The organism is Calyptranema fuscum S582 (genome assembly GCF_055793305.1).
Window position 1 is genome coordinate 84,235 of sequence record NZ_JBSLYH010000008.1, and the last position, 17,352, is coordinate 101,586.

Genomic DNA, 17,352 nt, shown 5'->3' on the forward strand with positions numbered 1-17,352 from the left:
GTGTGTTCGCGACACTAGATTCTTATATCGTTTTCATTTGAAGATGCACTGATGCAGCTGCACTAAATGGCAAGACGGAGTGAAAAGGGCGTTGCCCCGTTCGTAGGGGTTTCAACCACACACACGCTCTTAAACGTTGCCGCTTCATTTAACGGGTATTGGTCAGTGCTGCCCGTGTGTCCAGTGTTTGCACTGTTAGCATTTGTGGAGGAGTAGAGTCTGGTGGATAGAGAAACTCAACTTGCACTAAACGGCGATCGCCCGCAGGCATATTTAATCGAATTAGTGGTTCGCCAGCCTGCCCACGACGTTGCACAACATGTAAGTAACGAGTGACAGGAACACCAAAATCATCGTTATAGCGAATTCGTACGGTGCCACGGAAAAAGATCTGATCATCGGGAGGATCTAAGAACCGTAATCCACCTTCATTATCTGCCTGTTTCAAAGGCGTTTGCAGCATAATGCCGACGGTCTGAGGAGTGTTGCTATTATTTTGCAGAGGAATAGTTAGATTGTAATAAACCCCATAGTTACCGTGGGCGCGATATGCCGTATCCGGATAGCGCACTAACATGGGAGCACTCTGAATCTGTCCCGTGCCAAACGTGCCGCGATCAAGCAGACCAATGCCATAGGAAATGGCGTGTCCAGAGGGAGGAACACTTAGAAATTCTGCGCCTGGAGCATCTGTAATTTGCCCCGTCCATTGAGAGCCCTGTGCAACTCCAGCAACCCGACCATAGAAAAAGCGACTGAAATAGTCTCGATCGGGTGGTGTGGGCGGTGTATCTCGGGGTCCTGCTAAATTACCTTCAAGCAACAACGACTGCCATTCCCAAATCGATGGAGCCCGTTCGCTACCATCTGCATTGAGCCGCGCGTACATTGCTAGACTTGCCATGTAAACGGGACCATCGCTATTGAGATGCATTAAAACGGTTCGACCATTCGTTGGAGGCGTGCGGTTCGGAGATAGGTTGATGCCAGTTCCAGGTGCAGAATCCTGGCTTGGCATATTACCGTTCCCCAGGAGGGTTGCAGTCTGTCCAGATGGATTCGAATTGGGCAATGGAAAGGGCACTAAATATTGGGGTAGAGGAACTCCATTCCTCAAATCATTCATACTCCGCAGCGGAATAGGAAGATTAAATAGCAATTGGCTACTTCTGGGTGGAATGACAATTTGGTCGGGCCACTCGGCTTGACGTTGCCCTCGCAAGATATCATTCATGGTACGGCTGCCGGGACCCGCAAAAACAGTACCTAGCGGGTTGGCTACGTATGCAGGCAAATCTCGAAACGGAGCTTCCTGGCTGAGGTAGCTGGCTGCCTGCAAAATATCAATGGAGATAGGACGATTTGTAGGATTGTAGACCAGGGTTGAAATGTACATCGTTCGTACATCATCTGGATTTAATCCCCTCGCGACGTGATGTTCAAAGACATCGAAACGTCCTTGAAGAGGATAGTTGAGGTGCGCTGAAGGTGTCCGCATCCGATCGGGCGGAAAGGTAGATAATAAAATTCCTTCAGATTGAATAAGTTCAGGACTATTGCTATTGAAGACTGGAACGGTATCGAGCTGCCCTGGTAACGGACGAACTTCTTGGGGCTGCATAATTTCTCTAGAGAAATTAGGCGATAGAGCTGATGAAGTGGGCGGAGCTGTGACAACTTGAGCCAAGGAAACGATCGACAAGAACTCTAACATGGGCACATTCAATACGTCTAATGAATCAACAGACTTGCGGTAGCAGCTCCAAGACTGATTGGTAAGAGGTTGTTATACAAAACTGCAAATACAAAGCCTAAAGTTTAGAAGTTATGCCCAATCGCGTGGGACGTTAAAGCCATGATTGAGAGCGGCAAAAACAGGTTCACGAGTAAAACGTAATGCCGTAACGCATAAACTGGCTATCTGAGGAAAGAATACGGAGGAGATTACCTAGAGTTTAAGATTTCGCTCCTACTATTCATATTTCCCAGATTTGTCAGATGATGCAGAGTAAACACGATTTTGAGACTAAACTGTCTAAAATTAAGGCGATTCAAGAATCGCTTTTTTAGAATCGTGCCGTTTCTTAACATATCATTAAGACACTCTGTAAACATCGCCATGGCACAAAAAGGCGTATTTTTACGGAGATAACGAACGGATCTACTTGCCATCTAGTCGGCACTCAAGATGCCGACAGATAGGATTTAAGGCTTTGAAATTCAAGGAATATTTGTTCTTTAAGATGACAAATGTAGATAAAACCCAATTCTTTTTGCGAGAGTGACAGCGCAGCCTTTACTCTCTCGCAAAGAATTATAGGGTGATCGATTTGCGATCCTTAGTACGGTTTTTCACATCAACAGGATTGAGCGAGAGCCTACCGTACAAAACATTGATCCGCTTACAGAGGATACGTCTGCTGCTTCATCTTGATACAGATGAAAACGGCAAAAGTCAGGACACTTTGTCTCACCTGTGAGTCTTTTGTAACTCGATACTCGGCATTACTAATTTTGGAGATGAATTTGAACGTGATACCGAAGATTTCATGTTCAAATTCATTACTATTCAGCCATCTCCTTATTCAACGGCAACGGTGCCGAAGATGACCTGTCCATTTTGAAGTGCGAGTAGCTCCAGTTTTAATGGACCTGCTGTGTAAGTATTGCCAACCGTAATTACTTGGATATCAACCGCCTGGTTATAGCGTTTTAATTGCTCAAAGAAATTAATAATCGTTTCAACGCGATCGTCGGAAATTTGGATGTCATCATCTAGAATGCCGACTTGACGGGCACGGAACTTAGCCGCGGCGATGACTAAATTAATTCGCTCGACCAGCCGTTCGTCGCTCATGCTGGCTGGATTGACGGAAGTCGATGCAACAATTTCATGGTCTGTGAAGACGAGTTGGTTGAGTGCTGCCGACACAAATACCTGAATGCACGACTCATTGGCTAAGACACAGGGTTCGCCAATGACATAGTTTCCGGCAGAGAGGATGCGAATTACATAATCATTGCCATCTCGGATTTGATTAGTCAGCTGTTCTACCTGGGCTGTGGTGATTTGAATAATCTGGGCGTTGGTAATATCGGTGCCCGGTAGGATCGTTTGCAGAGCGGTATGATTCGCTTCGCGTAAAATCTGATCAACCGCTTGGGGAGCCGCATCAGGGGTAACAATACGAACGACACCCGATGCCAGAACCTGGTTTCGCAGCAGAGCAACGTTTCCTTGTCGTAAAGCCTGAAATTCTCGTTCCAGTTCTTGTACGGCTTGTAACAGGAAAGCTTGTTGGTTTTCGAGTTCTTTAAGCTGATTTTCTCGTTCGGCGATCGCCTGATCCCGTTGTTTAATTTGTTCTTCTCGTTCGGCAATTTCTCGATCGCGTTGGGCAATTTGTTGTTCCCGGTCTTGCTGAAGTTGCTGCACTTCAGCTCTAAGGCTAGACGCCTGTTGTGAAACAGTGCGTAATAGAGTCTGTGCTTGCCGATAATTGGTTTGCACCTGGTTGAGTTGTCTGCGTGTGCGATTGAGTTGGGTTTCTGTCAGCTCACGTTGAGCGATCGCATTTCTCAGAGATCGGTTAATTTGCTGCAAGCGTCGTTGCGCCACGTTTTGTTCGGAGAGAGCTTGCCTTAAATCCGATCGAGTTTGACTCCGTTCTCGTCTTGCCTGCTCCAGTTCTTGACGGGCACCTGCCAAATCGCCTTGAATTTCTTCTAACTCAAATACCCCCGTTCGCAGTTGATCATCGACCGCAAATAAAATGCCAAAGGTTGAGGCTGAAATAATGATCCCCGTGAGGATTGTAATTAACGTCGCCGTTTGTCTGGGGCGAAGTTTGAATAAGGTAAGGCGAGCTTTGCCAACGCGCATGCCGAGGCGATCGCCCACTGTAGCGATCACCCCCCCTAAAACCAAAATTGCCGCAATCAGGACAAGGCCTGTGGTCATCGTCAGCCATCTAGCGCCAGATACAGCCTACTGCATTCTGAACCAAGTCGTTAACTGATATTGTTTGAGGGGATGGGGAATTGAGGCAAGCGTGAAGCTAAATCATCTAGCGATCGCCCACCTCTTTTTCTCTAGAAGCTATGTAAACTGCTGACTTAACGCCACAGGATTGTAGACCGTGATTTTCTTTTTATGGATCGAAATCATCTTGTCCTGACGCAAATCGCCCAGCAACCGGGTTACGGTGACACGGGTTGAACCAATGGCTTCAGCGATCGCCTGGTGAGAAAGTTTCAGGTCAATCATAATGCCATCGGCTGTGGGAACCCCAAAATCTCGACAGAGAATCAGCAAAAAGCTGACCAATCGAGAGCCCATATCGCGATGAGCCAGGGTCTCGATCATCATTTCTGTTTGCAAAATTCGTGACGATAACCCCTGAAGCATCACCATTGAGAGTTCTGGGTTATCTTTCAATGCTTTCTCAAACTGCTCAATCGGCACAGAGAGCAACTCGACAGGGGTAAACGCAACCGCATGGTAAAACCGATCCGCTCGTTGCCCCGTGATCAGCGAAAGCACGCCGAAAACGCTATTTTCGCGCAACAACGCGACTGTGATTTCTTCCCCAGCCTCGTATACTCTCGATAATTTCACTGCCCCTTTTAGCAGAAAATAGACCCGTTCAGCCGGGTCGCCCGGAAAGAAAATTGTCTTTCCCCGCTCATAGGTTTCGACCACAGGTGGAAAGGCACCGCCTCCGACCTGACGAAATACATTGGCTAACGGTCTATCTTGGGTCACAACCATACCCCTCACCCCACAGAGCAAAATCGAGGCTTAACCAGATTAATCGTTTCACAAATTACAGCCTTACTGTGAGAGATCTCTGACTTTAGAACACTAAAACGTAACTTAGAGGTGCTTTTTTGTATTCTCCATTACATAATTTAATAGCTGCGGTGAACCTGCCTTCGTAAATTTACTTGAACAAAGCTATTTATCCCCGCCGATCCGGGTCAGGGCTGACCGAATCCAAGAATCAATGAAATTCTTAAACGCTTTGTATATCAATCATTCTATCCATTTGATTGGGCGGGCGATCGCCATTTGAGCGCAGGTTACTCTATCCTTGTATCCTCATTTTTCAGTATTCTGCTATAGCAGTCTTAATGACTTGTAAGATTTGTGGATTGTCGAGAACTGCTTCAAACCGTTTCACAACTGTTTGGAGATTGTTACAGTTGCGCCGAAAAAGCTCTGGATTTAGATTGCTATGCTGGATTTAACTGGGAAAAACGCTCTTGTTACAGGAATTGCCAACAACCGCTCGATTGCCTGGGGGATTGCCCAACAGTTGCATAAAGCGGGTGCGAACCTGGGGGTGACATACCTACCCGATGAGAAAGGACGGTTTGAGAAAAAAGTCGCTGAGCTGGTTGAACCGCTTCAGCCCAGCATTTTTGTGCCGTGTGATGTGCAAAATGAAGCGCAGGTAGAAGCCGCCTTTGAAACCATTCGAGACAAGTGGGGCAAATTAGATATTCTGATTCATTGCCTTGCCTTTGCCAATAAAGATGATCTCACCGGAGACTTTAGTAGCGTATCCCGGCAGGGATTTAATACTGCCCTTGAGATCAGTGCGTACTCACTGGTGCAGCTTGCGGCGGCGGCAAAGCCATTGATGACAGACGGAGGGGCGATCGTAACCCTGAGTTATTTAGGCGGTGTCAAGGTGATTCCTAATTACAACGTCATGGGAGTTGCCAAAGCAGCGTTGGAGATGAATGTACGGTATTTGGCGTCTGAATTAGGTGCTGCCAATATTCGAGTCAATGCCATTTCAGCGGGTCCCATCCGCACCCTGGCGTCGTCAGCGGTCGGTGGTATTTTGGATATGATCCACCATGTCGAAAAGACCGCTCCTTTACGACGCACCGTCACCCAATTGGAAGTTGGCAACGCCGCCGCGTTTCTCTGTAGCGATTTGTCGAGCGGTATTACCGGACAGATTCTCTATGTAGACTCTGGCTACGAAATTATGGGTATGTGATCATTAAATCTATAGCTTTTCCAAACAGTCTGTCCTATGCCAACTCGTGATCTACGCAGTGATGCCACCGAATCTTTAACCTACACTGCCCCCCATCTAGAACGCGCTCACCGAACAGCTACGGTTAGCCGTAAGACGAAGGAAACCGATGTGCAGGTCAGTCTCAATCTCGATGGGCAGGGACGTTGCACAGCCAATACAGGCGTTCCATTTTTAGATCACATGCTGGATCAGATTTCATCGCATGGGCTAATTGATCTCGACATCCAAGCCACGGGCGATCTCCATATTGATGATCACCACACCAACGAAGATGTGGGGATTACGTTGGGGCAAGCGTTGGCACAGGCATTAGGCGATCGCAAAGGAATCAACCGCTTTGGGCACTTTGTTGCCCCTCTAGATGAGGCACTGGTGCAAGTTTCTCTCGATTTTTCGGGTAGACCCCACCTGAGCTATGGGTTACAAATTCCTACTCAACGCGTGGGCACCTACGATACTCAATTGGTGCGAGAATTTTTTGTTGCGATTGTCAACCACGCCCAATTGACGTTGCACATCCGCCAACTGGATGGAATAAACTCTCACCACATTATTGAGGCAACCTTTAAAGCATTTGCCCGCGCCATGCGTACGGCTTTAGAGATCGATCCCCGTCGAGCGAATGCGATCCCCAGTTCTAAAGGAGTGTTGTAACTCAGATTTAAAATCTAAATACACAGGGGCAGAGTGAAACGCTTAAACACACTCTGACTTATCACCGATCTTAGGGATCTGCTCGTTCATAAAATCCCAAAAAATTTGGCTTCAGAAGCGTGGCGACGCCACGCTTCTGAAGCCAAATTTCATTGCATCCACAGGTCTAGTACACCAACTTAAAAGTGGGGGTGGAGGGGGTTTTACCCTCTCTTGGGGGCACAGCCCCCAAACCCCCATGTTGCAAAATTTCGTGTTTGCAACACTAGCTAACTGGGTTAGACCAGGAATGAATATTCAGGTCAGGGGCTGAAGATGCTATAGGTTCTACGACAGTTGTATCGCTTACCGGAAACATAGACCCTTCATAGAAAGGATTGGGCATTGACATTAATTGCCATTGTCCTGCAATTCTGACAAAGATTTTCCAATGTTCTGGGGTGGTATCGCGATAGTCAAATCCAGGCAATGGTGCGTAGGTTTCAACCTCAGTTTGAAGTTCACTTAAAAACGTTTGAATATGGGGATCATATTGCGATACATCATGCACATCGCAAAATGTTTCAGTGAGCCACAAGCCTAATCGCGCTTGAAGAGAAAGTGACCATTGTCCAACGAAGTCCTTAATCATTGCTACTCAACTCAACCTCGAAAAATAGATATTTACCTTAACCACAGGACAGAGATAGAGAGTTCTTTCAGGAGAGGTAGCTATTTTGGTTTTGAGGCAAAATCACTGCCTGGAATGTCTGTATTATTAAAGTGCCCAATACTTGATCGTGTCTAAAGTTACTGATGTTAGAGAATTGTTAAAGTTGTGTAAAAAGATCTGGCGATCGCGATTGTACAAACTTCACAATTCAACCAATGCCGCTTCTGACGAAAGACCTGGAGGGTTTTTGATGTCAGAATTGCGGTTGACAAAATCAATTTAATTTAGATGCAGCATTACCTAGAGTACGGACAAAGAGTTGTCTCGGATACTACATCGATAATATCCGCTCCCCATCCGTAAATGGCTCCAGTACATCATATTTCTTAACGAAGTGGAAAATATAAGTCATCCCAATGGCGGATGAGTTCGGCGACAGACCATGCTTGTGCGATCGCCCCGCGTGGTTGATGAGGAGCATTGCCATCAAAAATTTCCGAAATAGAACCCAAACATGCTTGCTGTTGCAGATGGTCTAGCAAGCATTGCCCATTGATAGGCAGGACTTCTGAGGGATAAAAGCGCTTCCAGGCACGAATGAATGGACCGATCAGCCAACTCCAGACGGTGCCCTGATAGTAGGCGCGATCGCGTTCCCAAATGCCGCCCAAATATTGCCCTACATAGCCAGGATGATCGGGATCAAGAGAGCGTAACCCATAGGGAGTCAGGAGGCGATCGCGGGCGACCTGTAAAGCTTTTTGGGCTTGAGGGGCGGGCAACCCGCAGTGATAGAGGGACAAGGCAATGATGGCATTGGGGCGAATGCTGGGATCGGGGCGGTCATCTGGCTCAATCACATCATAAAAATAGCTGTAGCTGGGGTTCCAAAACTTTTGCAGCGAGGTTTGCACCTGTTCCGCTTGCTGCGCATAGCGCAGCGATTGTTGCCGCAATTTATTAGACGGATCGGTCGCCGTCTCTGCCAATCGCATCGACCAGGCTTCTGCCCAGCGTAAACACGAATACCAGAGGGCGTTAATTTCAATCACCTTGCCCCGCCGGGGCGTTACAGGTTGCCCATCGACTACAATATCCATCCAGGTCAGCGCAACCCCAGAAGCATCCCAGGTCAGTAACCCATCAAACGCATCCAGTCGAATGTTGTGCAACGTACCCGCCGTCAGGTTTTTATAAATGCGGCGGACGACGGGATATTGCTGCTGCAAAAACGCCCAATCCTGAGTAGCTTCTAGATACAAACCCAGGGTTTCGATCCACCAGAGAGACGTATCGATACTGTTGTAGATTGGTTGACCGCCCGTCTCTGGAAACGTATTGGGCAGTAACCCACCCTGACAATAACGACCTAAGGTCGCCAAAATGGTTTTAGCTAGAGTAAACCGCCGAGTCGTCAGCGTCAGCCCCGGTAAAGCAATTAAAGTATCACGTGCCCAATCACTAAACCAATGAAACCCGGCGATGATGGTTGGGCTGGCAGTGGAGTTGCGGTAGGCAATGAATTGATCGCTGACCCGGAGTAGCCTTTGCCATAGTTGATTTTCTTCTTTAGAAATGTTTTCGCAGCGATGGGGAGCCGGTAGTAAGCAGGCAAAGTGTTGATCCAATCGTCGCTGCTCGCGTTCAATCGCGTGATCGAAGGTTTGATCATCCAGATGAGCCGTGGGTTGAGTTGGGGCAGGCGATCGCACTCTGGCTTCAAGGGTCAGCGTTTCACCCGGTTGGAGTGTGACTACAAAATAGCCAGGGCTATACAGATCTTCGGTATCTCCCAAATCGCGCAGGGTTTCTTCTGGGTAGCGATAGTTCCAATACCAAACTTCAATCGGATAATAATCGCCTTTTGTCCAGCACAGTTGCCAGGGTGTGCCCACCCAACCCGGACGTTTGGCTTGCAATACCAGTTGCCGAGATTCGAGGACTTGAGAAAACTGTAAGTCTGAATGGGCTTTTTGCTGGTAATGAAAGTGGCGATCGCCAATCAAGGGTCGAAGTTTAAGAATGCCAGTGGTGCTGCCGTGATAGCGATAGCGAATTAACACGCGGTTAGAACAGTCCGGTTTTGCGGTTTCGTCATCGGGCGTTAAACCACAATGCGGCATCAAGATTTGGCGTTCTAAGGTCCATGATGCAGTGCCCCATGTCCAGGTTGGTGTGGGATCGAGCTGGAAAGATTGCAATACCCGATATCCCATGGGGGCGATTGCTCCACTGCCCCAAAAATTGGTACCGAGATCAAACTCTTGTCCGGTAACCACCAACGTGGCATCAATTTTTGACAACAACAGCGTTCGGCGGCTTGGTGGCTCCAGTGCGGCAAATAGCCAACCGTGATAGGTGCGGGTTTGCACATCGCCCACTGTGCCACTGGCAAAACTACCTAAACCATTGGTCAGTAACCATTCTCTGGTGTCTAGCTTTTCCATTGCTCGATGCCTACCTCAATAGCGCAAATCCCGGATTGATTCGGATTGGCAAATAACCCAACGGGTTCACGCAAAACAGCCAATACTCACCCCCGGTCATGATCTAGATCGGGTGTTATTTTTTGGAAAGGCGCGCGACGCGCGCCTTTCCAAAAAATAACAATAAACTTGAAACACGACCTATCCCCCTGGATGCAAGGGATAGATTCAACGATGAATGAAAACGAAAGTTTGGGGAAGTAGACTTTTCCACATCCCCTGGGCGGTTTATTGCAATCTTGCAAATCTTAGAATCAGAGATTCATTACCCTATGATTCGCTTTATGAGAACGACGGCTCACCATCACTTCCCCAAGACAAATCAGATAGTGTTCAATCTCCGATCCTTAGAAAGCTTTAGTAACGAGATTCAAAAGTTGATGGGGTTGACTCTGTAACTCGGCATCCTTAAAAACTAGTACAGCAAAACAAAAGTTGTGTAAGGGGTGAAGGGGTGGAACCCCTTCTTGGGGACTTCGCCCCCAACCCCCCATGTTGCAACATTTGGTGTTTGCGGCACTAGAGCTAAAACCCTATGCCAGTAGCACGAGATTTTATCGTGAATAATGACTACCTGCTTAGTGACGAAAATCAGCCATAGATAGCAGCTCTAAATCAGTCCTGAGAGGAATTGCAGGAAAGCCGGACGAGCTGCCTCGCTCAACTTCCCACAGCCCTGGTGGAATCGCGATATCAGAACGGCTAACGATTGGAACCCATAGAAATACTTCTTACGTAGATCAGGTATTCTAACTGACCTGAGGGACTAAAAATTTAAAGCCATGATGAAGAGTATGCCGTTTTTGATATAGCTCTAATTCATTTTTGGGTGGTGGTATTCGTATCATGATTTTTATAGCGCGAGCGACACCCGCGCCACAAAAAATCATGACAAGGGATATGCAGGGATAGGCCTTGAAACATCAACGCGTCCATCCCAATGCTTGGGCAATTTGATCGGCAAGTTCTAGGGGGTTAAAGGGTTTAGGGATAACCGCTTTGATACCTAAGTCTGTATATCGACGGCGATCGCTTGCTTGCACCTTTGCCGTTAAGAGAATCACAGGAATATGCTGCGTGACAGGGTTCTCTTGCAATTTCTGAAACGTGGTCAGCCCATCCATATCGGGCATCATCACATCCAACAAAATGGCATCGGGTTGTTGTTCGGCAGCCGCAATTAAACCTTCATGCCCAGACCCCACCGTCACAACTTTCCAGTCGGCTACTGTTTCCAGGCAAATTTGAGCGATTTCCTGAATGTACTGTTCATTATCAATCACAAGAATTTGTTTGATAGTCATGACGAAAGGTTGCTAGCGATTATTAAATTGCTGGAGCCGTTCTAATAAAGTTTTGGAGGAGGTAGAAGAGTGCTTGCACTACTAGTTTATTTTCTAGCTTGCACTTAGGATCTTCACAAAATTAAAAACCAGAACTTTTTTGGGAGAGCTCAGCGGAGTGGCACTCTCCTCAAAAAGCGGTAGTCCTAAAAAAGTAATGATTTTTTGTGGTGCGGGCGACGCCCGCGCCACAAAAAATCATTATATGAATATCAACCCAAAAAGCTATTCAAGCTATGTGTATGAAGATCCTCAGTACTCAAAGGGGTCTGCGATTTTGAATAATCGGTTGCAACAGTTGCATGACACGATGTTCAAATTCTTGGGTTGAAACATGACCTTTAGACAAAAATTCTGTTTCCCCAAGTTTGAGGCGATCGCGTTCTGCACGGGTTAGTTCTCGCGCCGAGTAAACCACCAGAGGAATTTGATAGAGCGATCGGTGTTGTTGCAACCATTCCACCACAGCAAAGCCATCTCGGTCGGGCAGCACCAAATCTAAAATCAGTAGATCTGGGTTCCATTGTTGGCTCAGGCGAATCGCTTCTCGACCCGTTGCCGCATGTAAGATTTCAATCCCCTGCCGTTCTAGCTGAGTACTGAGTATCTGGGCTAAATCAAAGTCATCTTCTACCAACAAGATTCGAATTCGTTTTGAACTGCTGGATAATGCGTGTCTCAACGCTTGAAATAAAGTGGCTTCATCGAACGGCTTACCCAACCATTCAACGAAATTCGTATTGGGTGATGCGTCTGTTGAAGGTGGAATGACACTACAAATCATGATGGGAATGTCTTTTGTTTCTTCCTGCGCTTTTAGCGTAGCAATCACCTGCCACCCATTCATTTCAGGCATGATCAAGTCTAGCAGCAAGATATCAGGATGATAGACCACGGCTTGATCAATGGCTTCTTGCCCGGAAGCAGCCGCAATGACTCGATACCCATGTTCTTCTAGCAACGTTGTTAGGACATCTCGAATATTGGCATCATCATCACACACAATCACCAAGGGTTTTGTTGGATCGGTAGATACTTGATCGTTGTGTACGATCGGCAATGTGAAATAAAAGGTACTTCCTTCTCCCAGCGCACTTTCTGCCCAAATTTCGCCTCCATGCTGCTGGATAATACTGCGACAAATTGCCAGTCCTAATCCAGTGCCATCATGATTGCGTGAATCAGAGGCATCAACTTGCTGAAAGCGTTCAAAGATCGTTTCTAACTTATCAGCCGGAATACCACGGCCCTGATCGCGAACCGTAACTAACAAAAAATCATGGGGTGGAGACGTGGAAAGGTGAAGAGCTGAAGCAGGAGAAGGGTAGAGGGATATTAGATGTTTAGGATCGTTATCACCAATGGTGGTTTCAAGTTGATGGAGAGTTAACGTTTGAGGATTAACCGAGGATGCTTGATGATGAACACGAGATACTTGACTGACTAATTCAACATTGAGCCAGACCGTACTTCCTGGAGGAGAAAACTTGACGGCATTGCTCAGTAAATTGGTTAAGGTTTGAATCATGCGATCGGGATCTGCCCAAATCCGAATTGGCAGGGGAGACACGGAGAGCGTGACTTCAAACTTATCTGCCATCGGTTGCATCACTTCAATGGCTTGATTCAGTAGATCAGTGACGGGGTAAAACTGTTTTGCCATCGTAATCTTGCCAGACTCAATGCGTTCGATATCAAGAATGTCGTTGATCAAGCGCATCAAGCGATCGGTGCTATCTACCGCGATTTGTAAGAGGCGTTTGCCTCGTTCTGAATCGGGGCTAAGCAAACCACTAGCAAGCATCCCTAGCGATCCATGAATAGAAGTCAACGGTGTCCGCAATTCATGGCTGACAACAGAGATAAATTCATCTTTCATCCGCTCGACAATTTTACGATCGCTGACGTCCCAAAACGTCAACACAGCACCGATCAATTGGTGATCTTCTTGGATAGGCGTCACCATATATTCCACGGGAAAGGTGGAGCCATCCCGACGACGAAACATGCCACTCGTTTCCTGATACACGATGCTATCTCGCAAGGAAACATAGATTGGACAGTCTTCCCAAGAATAGGGAGTACCATCGGGCTTTGTAATAGGCAGGATAGTCTGGATGGGTTGATGCAGTAAATCTTCAACTCGATACCCTAGAATACGGGCAGCAGCAGGATTGACAAAGGTTGTATGACCCTGGATATCTAGTCCGCACAATCCTTCTCCAATCGAGTTCAGAATCAGTTCATTCTGATGGCTGAGACGTTCGATATCTACTTGTGCTTGTTTGTGTTGGTCTTCAATTTGTTTGCGATCGCTAATATCTCGTAAGATCACGGTGAAAACCGTTTCACCAGCCAGATCAAGTTTAGAAATAGACGCTTCGGCAGGAAATTCTGTGCCATCTTTGCGACGACCAAAAATCATACCTCGTTCTCCCATCCGCCGCGCATGAGCAGGCGTACTCGCAAACTCTGCAACATGTTGTCGATGGCTTTGAGTCGAGCGGAGCGGTAAGAGTTTGTCTAAAGAAGAATTAAGAATTTCTGAGGCAGAATAACCAAAAATACGTTCAGCCCCCTGATTGAACAAAATAATTTGCTGCCTAGAATTGATGGAGATAATGGCATCATCAGCAATTTCCAAAATTCCGGCAAACCTTGCCTGCTCAAATCGAAGGGTTTGTTCAAGCTGCCGCTGTTCTACTAATTCTTGCTGCAAACGGTGATTGTCACGCAACAATTCGGCTGTCCGCTTGGCAACGATGCTCTCAATCTGGCGTTGATACGGTGTCAGATCAGAAGGGATAGGAGTCGCTTCTATGTTTACGGGTGGAACAGGAGCGATCGCTTGAGCCGGTAAGATGCGATCGCGTCCATGTTGCTTAGCCTGATACATCGCCCCATCTGCGGCTTGGTATAAAGCTTGCAGATTCATACCATCGTCAGGATATTGGGCAATTCCTGCACTAAACGTGACGTGAAGGGTGGTCTGAGTTTGCGTATCAAAGGGATGTTGGCGAAAGGCTTGCAGGACTTTATCTAAGCGTTGGATACCCGCTTGGCGGGTTGTACCTAACATACCAATCACAAATTCCTCTCCACCCCAACGGGCAATGCTATCTTCGTCACAAAACTCTTGCTTGAGCAATTGACTGAGACAACGAAGGACAGCATCACCGATGGCGTGACCATAGCGATAATTGACCTGTCTGAAGTAGTCTAAATCAAGTACAGCAAGGCATAGTGGCTGATGGCGTTGCTCTGCAATATGTAACAGGCGATCTAAATCCTGAATGGACTTACGACGATTGGACACTTTAGTGAGTGGGTCAATTTCTGCCAATTGCTTGAGGTAGCGCATTCGGTCGAGCCGATTGACAATCCGCACCACCAATTCGGGGCCCGCAATCGGTTTGCTAATAAAATCATCTGCCCCTACGGTGAATACTTTATGAATCGTTTTTGCATCACTGTGAGCCGTCAGAAAAAGTATGGGCAATCCACTCCAACGGGGGTCATTACGCACCACCTGACATAGCTCTAAACCGCTAATATAGGGCATTTTAATATCTAAAATTAGCAGGTCGGGTTGGGCTGTTTCCAAGACTTCCCAAAAGCGTCGGGAATCCGTGAGTGTCACCAGGTCAAATCCCCACGGTTCTAAAAGCGCTTGCAGGATGGTGAGAATTTTGGGGTCATCATCTACCACCATAATGGTTGCGTCTGAAGCCATGGATTGGTGCTGCGTTTCTTGTTTTTGCAAGGCTTGCGCGATCGCTTCCATGACCCGACTGGGAGTTGCAGACTTGGGCAAAAAGGCTTGGCTACCTAAGCGAGCGACATCCAATCGCTGACGTAAGTGGGCTTCTGGAGCCGTACTCAGATTGGTTTGATCGCTGAATATCAGGACTGGAATCGGAGGTTGATGGTGACTTAACTCTGCCAGAAGTTGAAGGCTTTCATCCGGCGTTGATGAAATATTGGGATCCAGCAATACGATCTGAGGTGGGGTTTGGCTGATGGCATGTCTAGCTGCCGCTAAGGAGTGAACTGTGAGGGTTTGGAAGCCCCAGCTAATGGCAGCCGTTGTGATGAGCGTCGTAGCCGTGCGATCGCTATCAATGATCATCAACAAGGGAATGATCGTTGATTCATGGGCTGGAGCATCCGCTGCCAAATCTGCCTGGATGGGAGTTGTATCCGGTTGTGAGCAAGCCGTATGGGGTGAGTGATCGACTTCTTGACGGAGTGCAATCACAAATTCTTTAAGCTGGTCAGCTTCATGATACGAGAGCTGGGGAGCTTTCAAAGATTGCTCAAGACTTCGAGCCAGTTCAGATCCTTTAGGCAAGCCAAAGGTACCTAATGATCCGGCAAGACTATGGGCTTCTTGTTCTGCTTGTTGCTTTAACGCAGGGGCAAGCGATCGCGCGGCTAAGGCATTGACAGCTTGTTCTAACACAGTAATTTGATCTGAAACTCGTCCCTTAAATCGATTCCAGACCGTAGCGATCGCCGTTAGCGTCTGTTGATGGGCGATCGTCGCCGTCACAGTCGTTGTAGCGTCCGACGGAGAAGATTCGATCTTGCCGACTTCTCCGTCCTTAGCGGTCGATCGTTTATCGCGCTTTCCGACCCCATCTGCTTTTTTAGCTTGCCCTACTACAGGTGTTGTAGTGGCTTGACTCTCGGATGGTTGCGGATTTTGAGGCAACGGCTTGGCGACCATCCGGGGCACTTGTGAATGCTTTTCCATCGGTTGTAGTCGATAGCCGATGCCATAGACCGTTTCGATTAAATCAGCAGGCGCGCCGACCGTTCTTAGCTTTTGGCGCAACCCCTTGATATGGGTTCGCACAGCTTCTTCACCCGGCGTTTCTTCAAATGACCAGAGTTGTTCTAAAATGACGCCACAGCTAAATACACGATTGCTATTTCGCAAAAATAGCTCAAGCAAAGCATATTCTTTAGGGGTAAGCGATAGCAACTGTTTGGCATAGGTCGCTTCACACGAACTGGGATCCAGTTGTAGAGCACCCCACGTTAATACGGGTTGAGAAAGCACCCCACCACGCCGCAGCAACGCTCGAATTCTGGCTCCTAACTCCTCTGGGTCAAACGGTTTGACAACATAATCATCCGCTCCGGCATCTAACCCCAATGCTTTGTCATGACTACTATCGCGGGCCGTTAACAGCAAAATCGGCATCCGATACCCTGCGGAGCGCAATCGACGGCAGAGATTGATCCCGTCTAGTTTGGGCATGACGACATCAAGTAGGATCAAGTCATAGCTAAAGCTTTCGATCAACCCCCAGGCAATTTCCCCATCTCTCGCCGTTTCAACAATATAGCTTTGATGGGAAAGGATACTGCTGAGCGCCTGAGTCGTTAATTCGTCATCCTCTACTACCAGAATTCTCATACTAAAAACCAGACGAATTTTAGGGTCCGAAGGGTCACACATCAAATAAAACTAAATCTTCAGTTTTATTTAATGTGTGATTCTCAACTACATCCATGACGCTGACCATAACGATGAAATGTCGCTCTTCAGAAACATAGGCACCATTATTGTAGCGAAGTCGCTTTGATCATACTGACCTATTGGCTCAACAAGCGATGCGTTGCCGATTTTGGGCATGAATTCGAACGTAAAACCTTTGGTTTTACGTTCGAATTCATGCCGCTATTAAACCATGCCACAAGCTATGCCCAGAAAATAGTTTTAGCGCGATCGCTCCCATTTTAATAGTCCCGTTCTCAGTTTACTCAACCCACACTTTGACATGGCGATCGCTTTATTTATTTCAGTAATTGTCATTACAAAACCTCGCCCATTTTGGGGGTGCCGATCGAATTCTATGTAGAAACCCTGAATCCTCAACGCTTTGGTACGGTCTACCGATTCAGTAGAAAACCTTAAATCTTGCGCCACCGACTATACCCACAGCGCAGGGTTATGGATAGCACACGTTGTTGTGTGTGAGCCGCGCTCCGTGCGGCTCTCACACAACAACCATAATCTCTCCAGGTGCGAAGCGGGATCGTGCGATCGCCAGAATATGTCTTCGTTTGCATAAACAGCTGTAGTGAAATCGATAGGCAAATAAGCCGTCAAAAAGCTACTTGAATCTGATGCTTAAATCTTCGTACAGTGC

The 17,352-nt window shown here is 47.3% G+C and carries 9 protein-coding genes; 2 read left to right on the top strand and 7 right to left on the bottom strand.

The genetic code is table 11. The annotated features are described in order from the left end of the window. Positions 1-148 precede the first annotated feature (148 nt). The 3 genes from ACR6Z4_RS07815 to ntcA form a co-directional block, all read right to left on the bottom strand. The gene (locus ACR6Z4_RS07815; protein ID WP_479716678.1) at positions 149-1,714 is read right to left on the bottom strand and encodes a DUF3370 domain-containing protein; all 1,566 of its coding nucleotides are present in this window, start codon (positions 1,712-1,714) and stop codon (positions 149-151) included. 867 nt (positions 1,715-2,581) lie between these two features. Then, the gene (locus tag ACR6Z4_RS07820; protein WP_479716679.1) at positions 2,582-3,961 is read right to left on the bottom strand and encodes a DUF3084 domain-containing protein; all 1,380 of its coding nucleotides are present in this window, start codon (positions 3,959-3,961) and stop codon (positions 2,582-2,584) included. A 138-nt stretch (positions 3,962-4,099) separates the two neighbouring features. Then, on the bottom strand, positions 4,100-4,771 hold the full coding sequence (gene ntcA / locus ACR6Z4_RS07825; RefSeq protein WP_479716680.1) for a global nitrogen regulator NtcA: 672 nt from the start codon (positions 4,769-4,771) through the stop codon (positions 4,100-4,102). Positions 4,772-5,237: 466 nt separating this feature from the next. Between ntcA and fabI the strand changes: the two genes are divergently transcribed. Further along, positions 5,238-6,014 (top strand): enoyl-ACP reductase FabI, encoded by a 777-nt coding sequence (fabI, locus tag ACR6Z4_RS07830; protein ID WP_479716681.1) that lies wholly within the window; start codon positions 5,238-5,240, stop codon positions 6,012-6,014. A 36-nt stretch (positions 6,015-6,050) separates the two neighbouring features. Further along, a complete protein-coding gene (gene hisB, locus ACR6Z4_RS07835; RefSeq protein ID WP_479716682.1) occupies positions 6,051-6,710 on the top strand; it encodes an imidazoleglycerol-phosphate dehydratase HisB in 660 nt (219 codons plus the stop codon). A gap of 265 nt (positions 6,711-6,975) precedes the next feature. Here hisB and ACR6Z4_RS07840 read toward each other — a convergent pair whose 3' ends face one another. From ACR6Z4_RS07840 to ACR6Z4_RS07855, 4 genes are all read right to left on the bottom strand, one after another. Continuing rightward, a complete protein-coding gene (locus tag ACR6Z4_RS07840) occupies positions 6,976-7,341 on the bottom strand; it encodes a hypothetical protein (RefSeq protein WP_479716683.1) in 366 nt (121 codons plus the stop codon). A 407-nt stretch (positions 7,342-7,748) separates the two neighbouring features. After that, positions 7,749-9,809 (bottom strand): amylo-alpha-1,6-glucosidase, encoded by a 2,061-nt coding sequence (locus ACR6Z4_RS07845; protein WP_479716684.1) that lies wholly within the window; start codon positions 9,807-9,809, stop codon positions 7,749-7,751. A 962-nt stretch (positions 9,810-10,771) separates the two neighbouring features. Next, the gene (locus ACR6Z4_RS07850; RefSeq protein ID WP_479716685.1) at positions 10,772-11,152 is read right to left on the bottom strand and encodes a response regulator; all 381 of its coding nucleotides are present in this window, start codon (positions 11,150-11,152) and stop codon (positions 10,772-10,774) included. A 298-nt stretch (positions 11,153-11,450) separates the two neighbouring features. Next, on the bottom strand, positions 11,451-16,616 hold the full coding sequence (locus ACR6Z4_RS07855; RefSeq protein WP_479716686.1) for a response regulator: 5,166 nt from the start codon (positions 16,614-16,616) through the stop codon (positions 11,451-11,453). Positions 16,617-17,352: the final 736 nt, after the last annotated feature.

What these genes read in the sequence shown, in the direction of transcription:
- ACR6Z4_RS07815 (WP_479716678.1), bottom strand. Translation starts at nt 1,714, where the DNA reads ATGTTAGAGTTCTTGTCGATCGTTTCCTTGGCTCAAGTTGTCACAGCT.
- ACR6Z4_RS07820 (WP_479716679.1), bottom strand. Translation starts at nt 3,961, where the DNA reads ATGACCACAGGCCTTGTCCTGATTGCGGCAATTTTGGTTTTAGGGGGG.
- ntcA (WP_479716680.1), bottom strand. Translation starts at nt 4,771, where the DNA reads ATGGTTGTGACCCAAGATAGACCGTTAGCCAATGTATTTCGTCAGGTC.
- fabI (WP_479716681.1), top strand. Translation starts at nt 5,238, where the DNA reads ATGCTGGATTTAACTGGGAAAAACGCTCTTGTTACAGGAATTGCCAAC.
- hisB (WP_479716682.1), top strand. Translation starts at nt 6,051, where the DNA reads ATGCCAACTCGTGATCTACGCAGTGATGCCACCGAATCTTTAACCTAC.
- ACR6Z4_RS07840 (WP_479716683.1), bottom strand. Translation starts at nt 7,341, where the DNA reads ATGATTAAGGACTTCGTTGGACAATGGTCACTTTCTCTTCAAGCGCGA.
- ACR6Z4_RS07845 (WP_479716684.1), bottom strand. Translation starts at nt 9,809, where the DNA reads ATGGAAAAGCTAGACACCAGAGAATGGTTACTGACCAATGGTTTAGGT.
- ACR6Z4_RS07850 (WP_479716685.1), bottom strand. Translation starts at nt 11,152, where the DNA reads ATGACTATCAAACAAATTCTTGTGATTGATAATGAACAGTACATTCAG.
- ACR6Z4_RS07855 (WP_479716686.1), bottom strand. Translation starts at nt 16,616, where the DNA reads ATGAGAATTCTGGTAGTAGAGGATGACGAATTAACGACTCAGGCGCTC.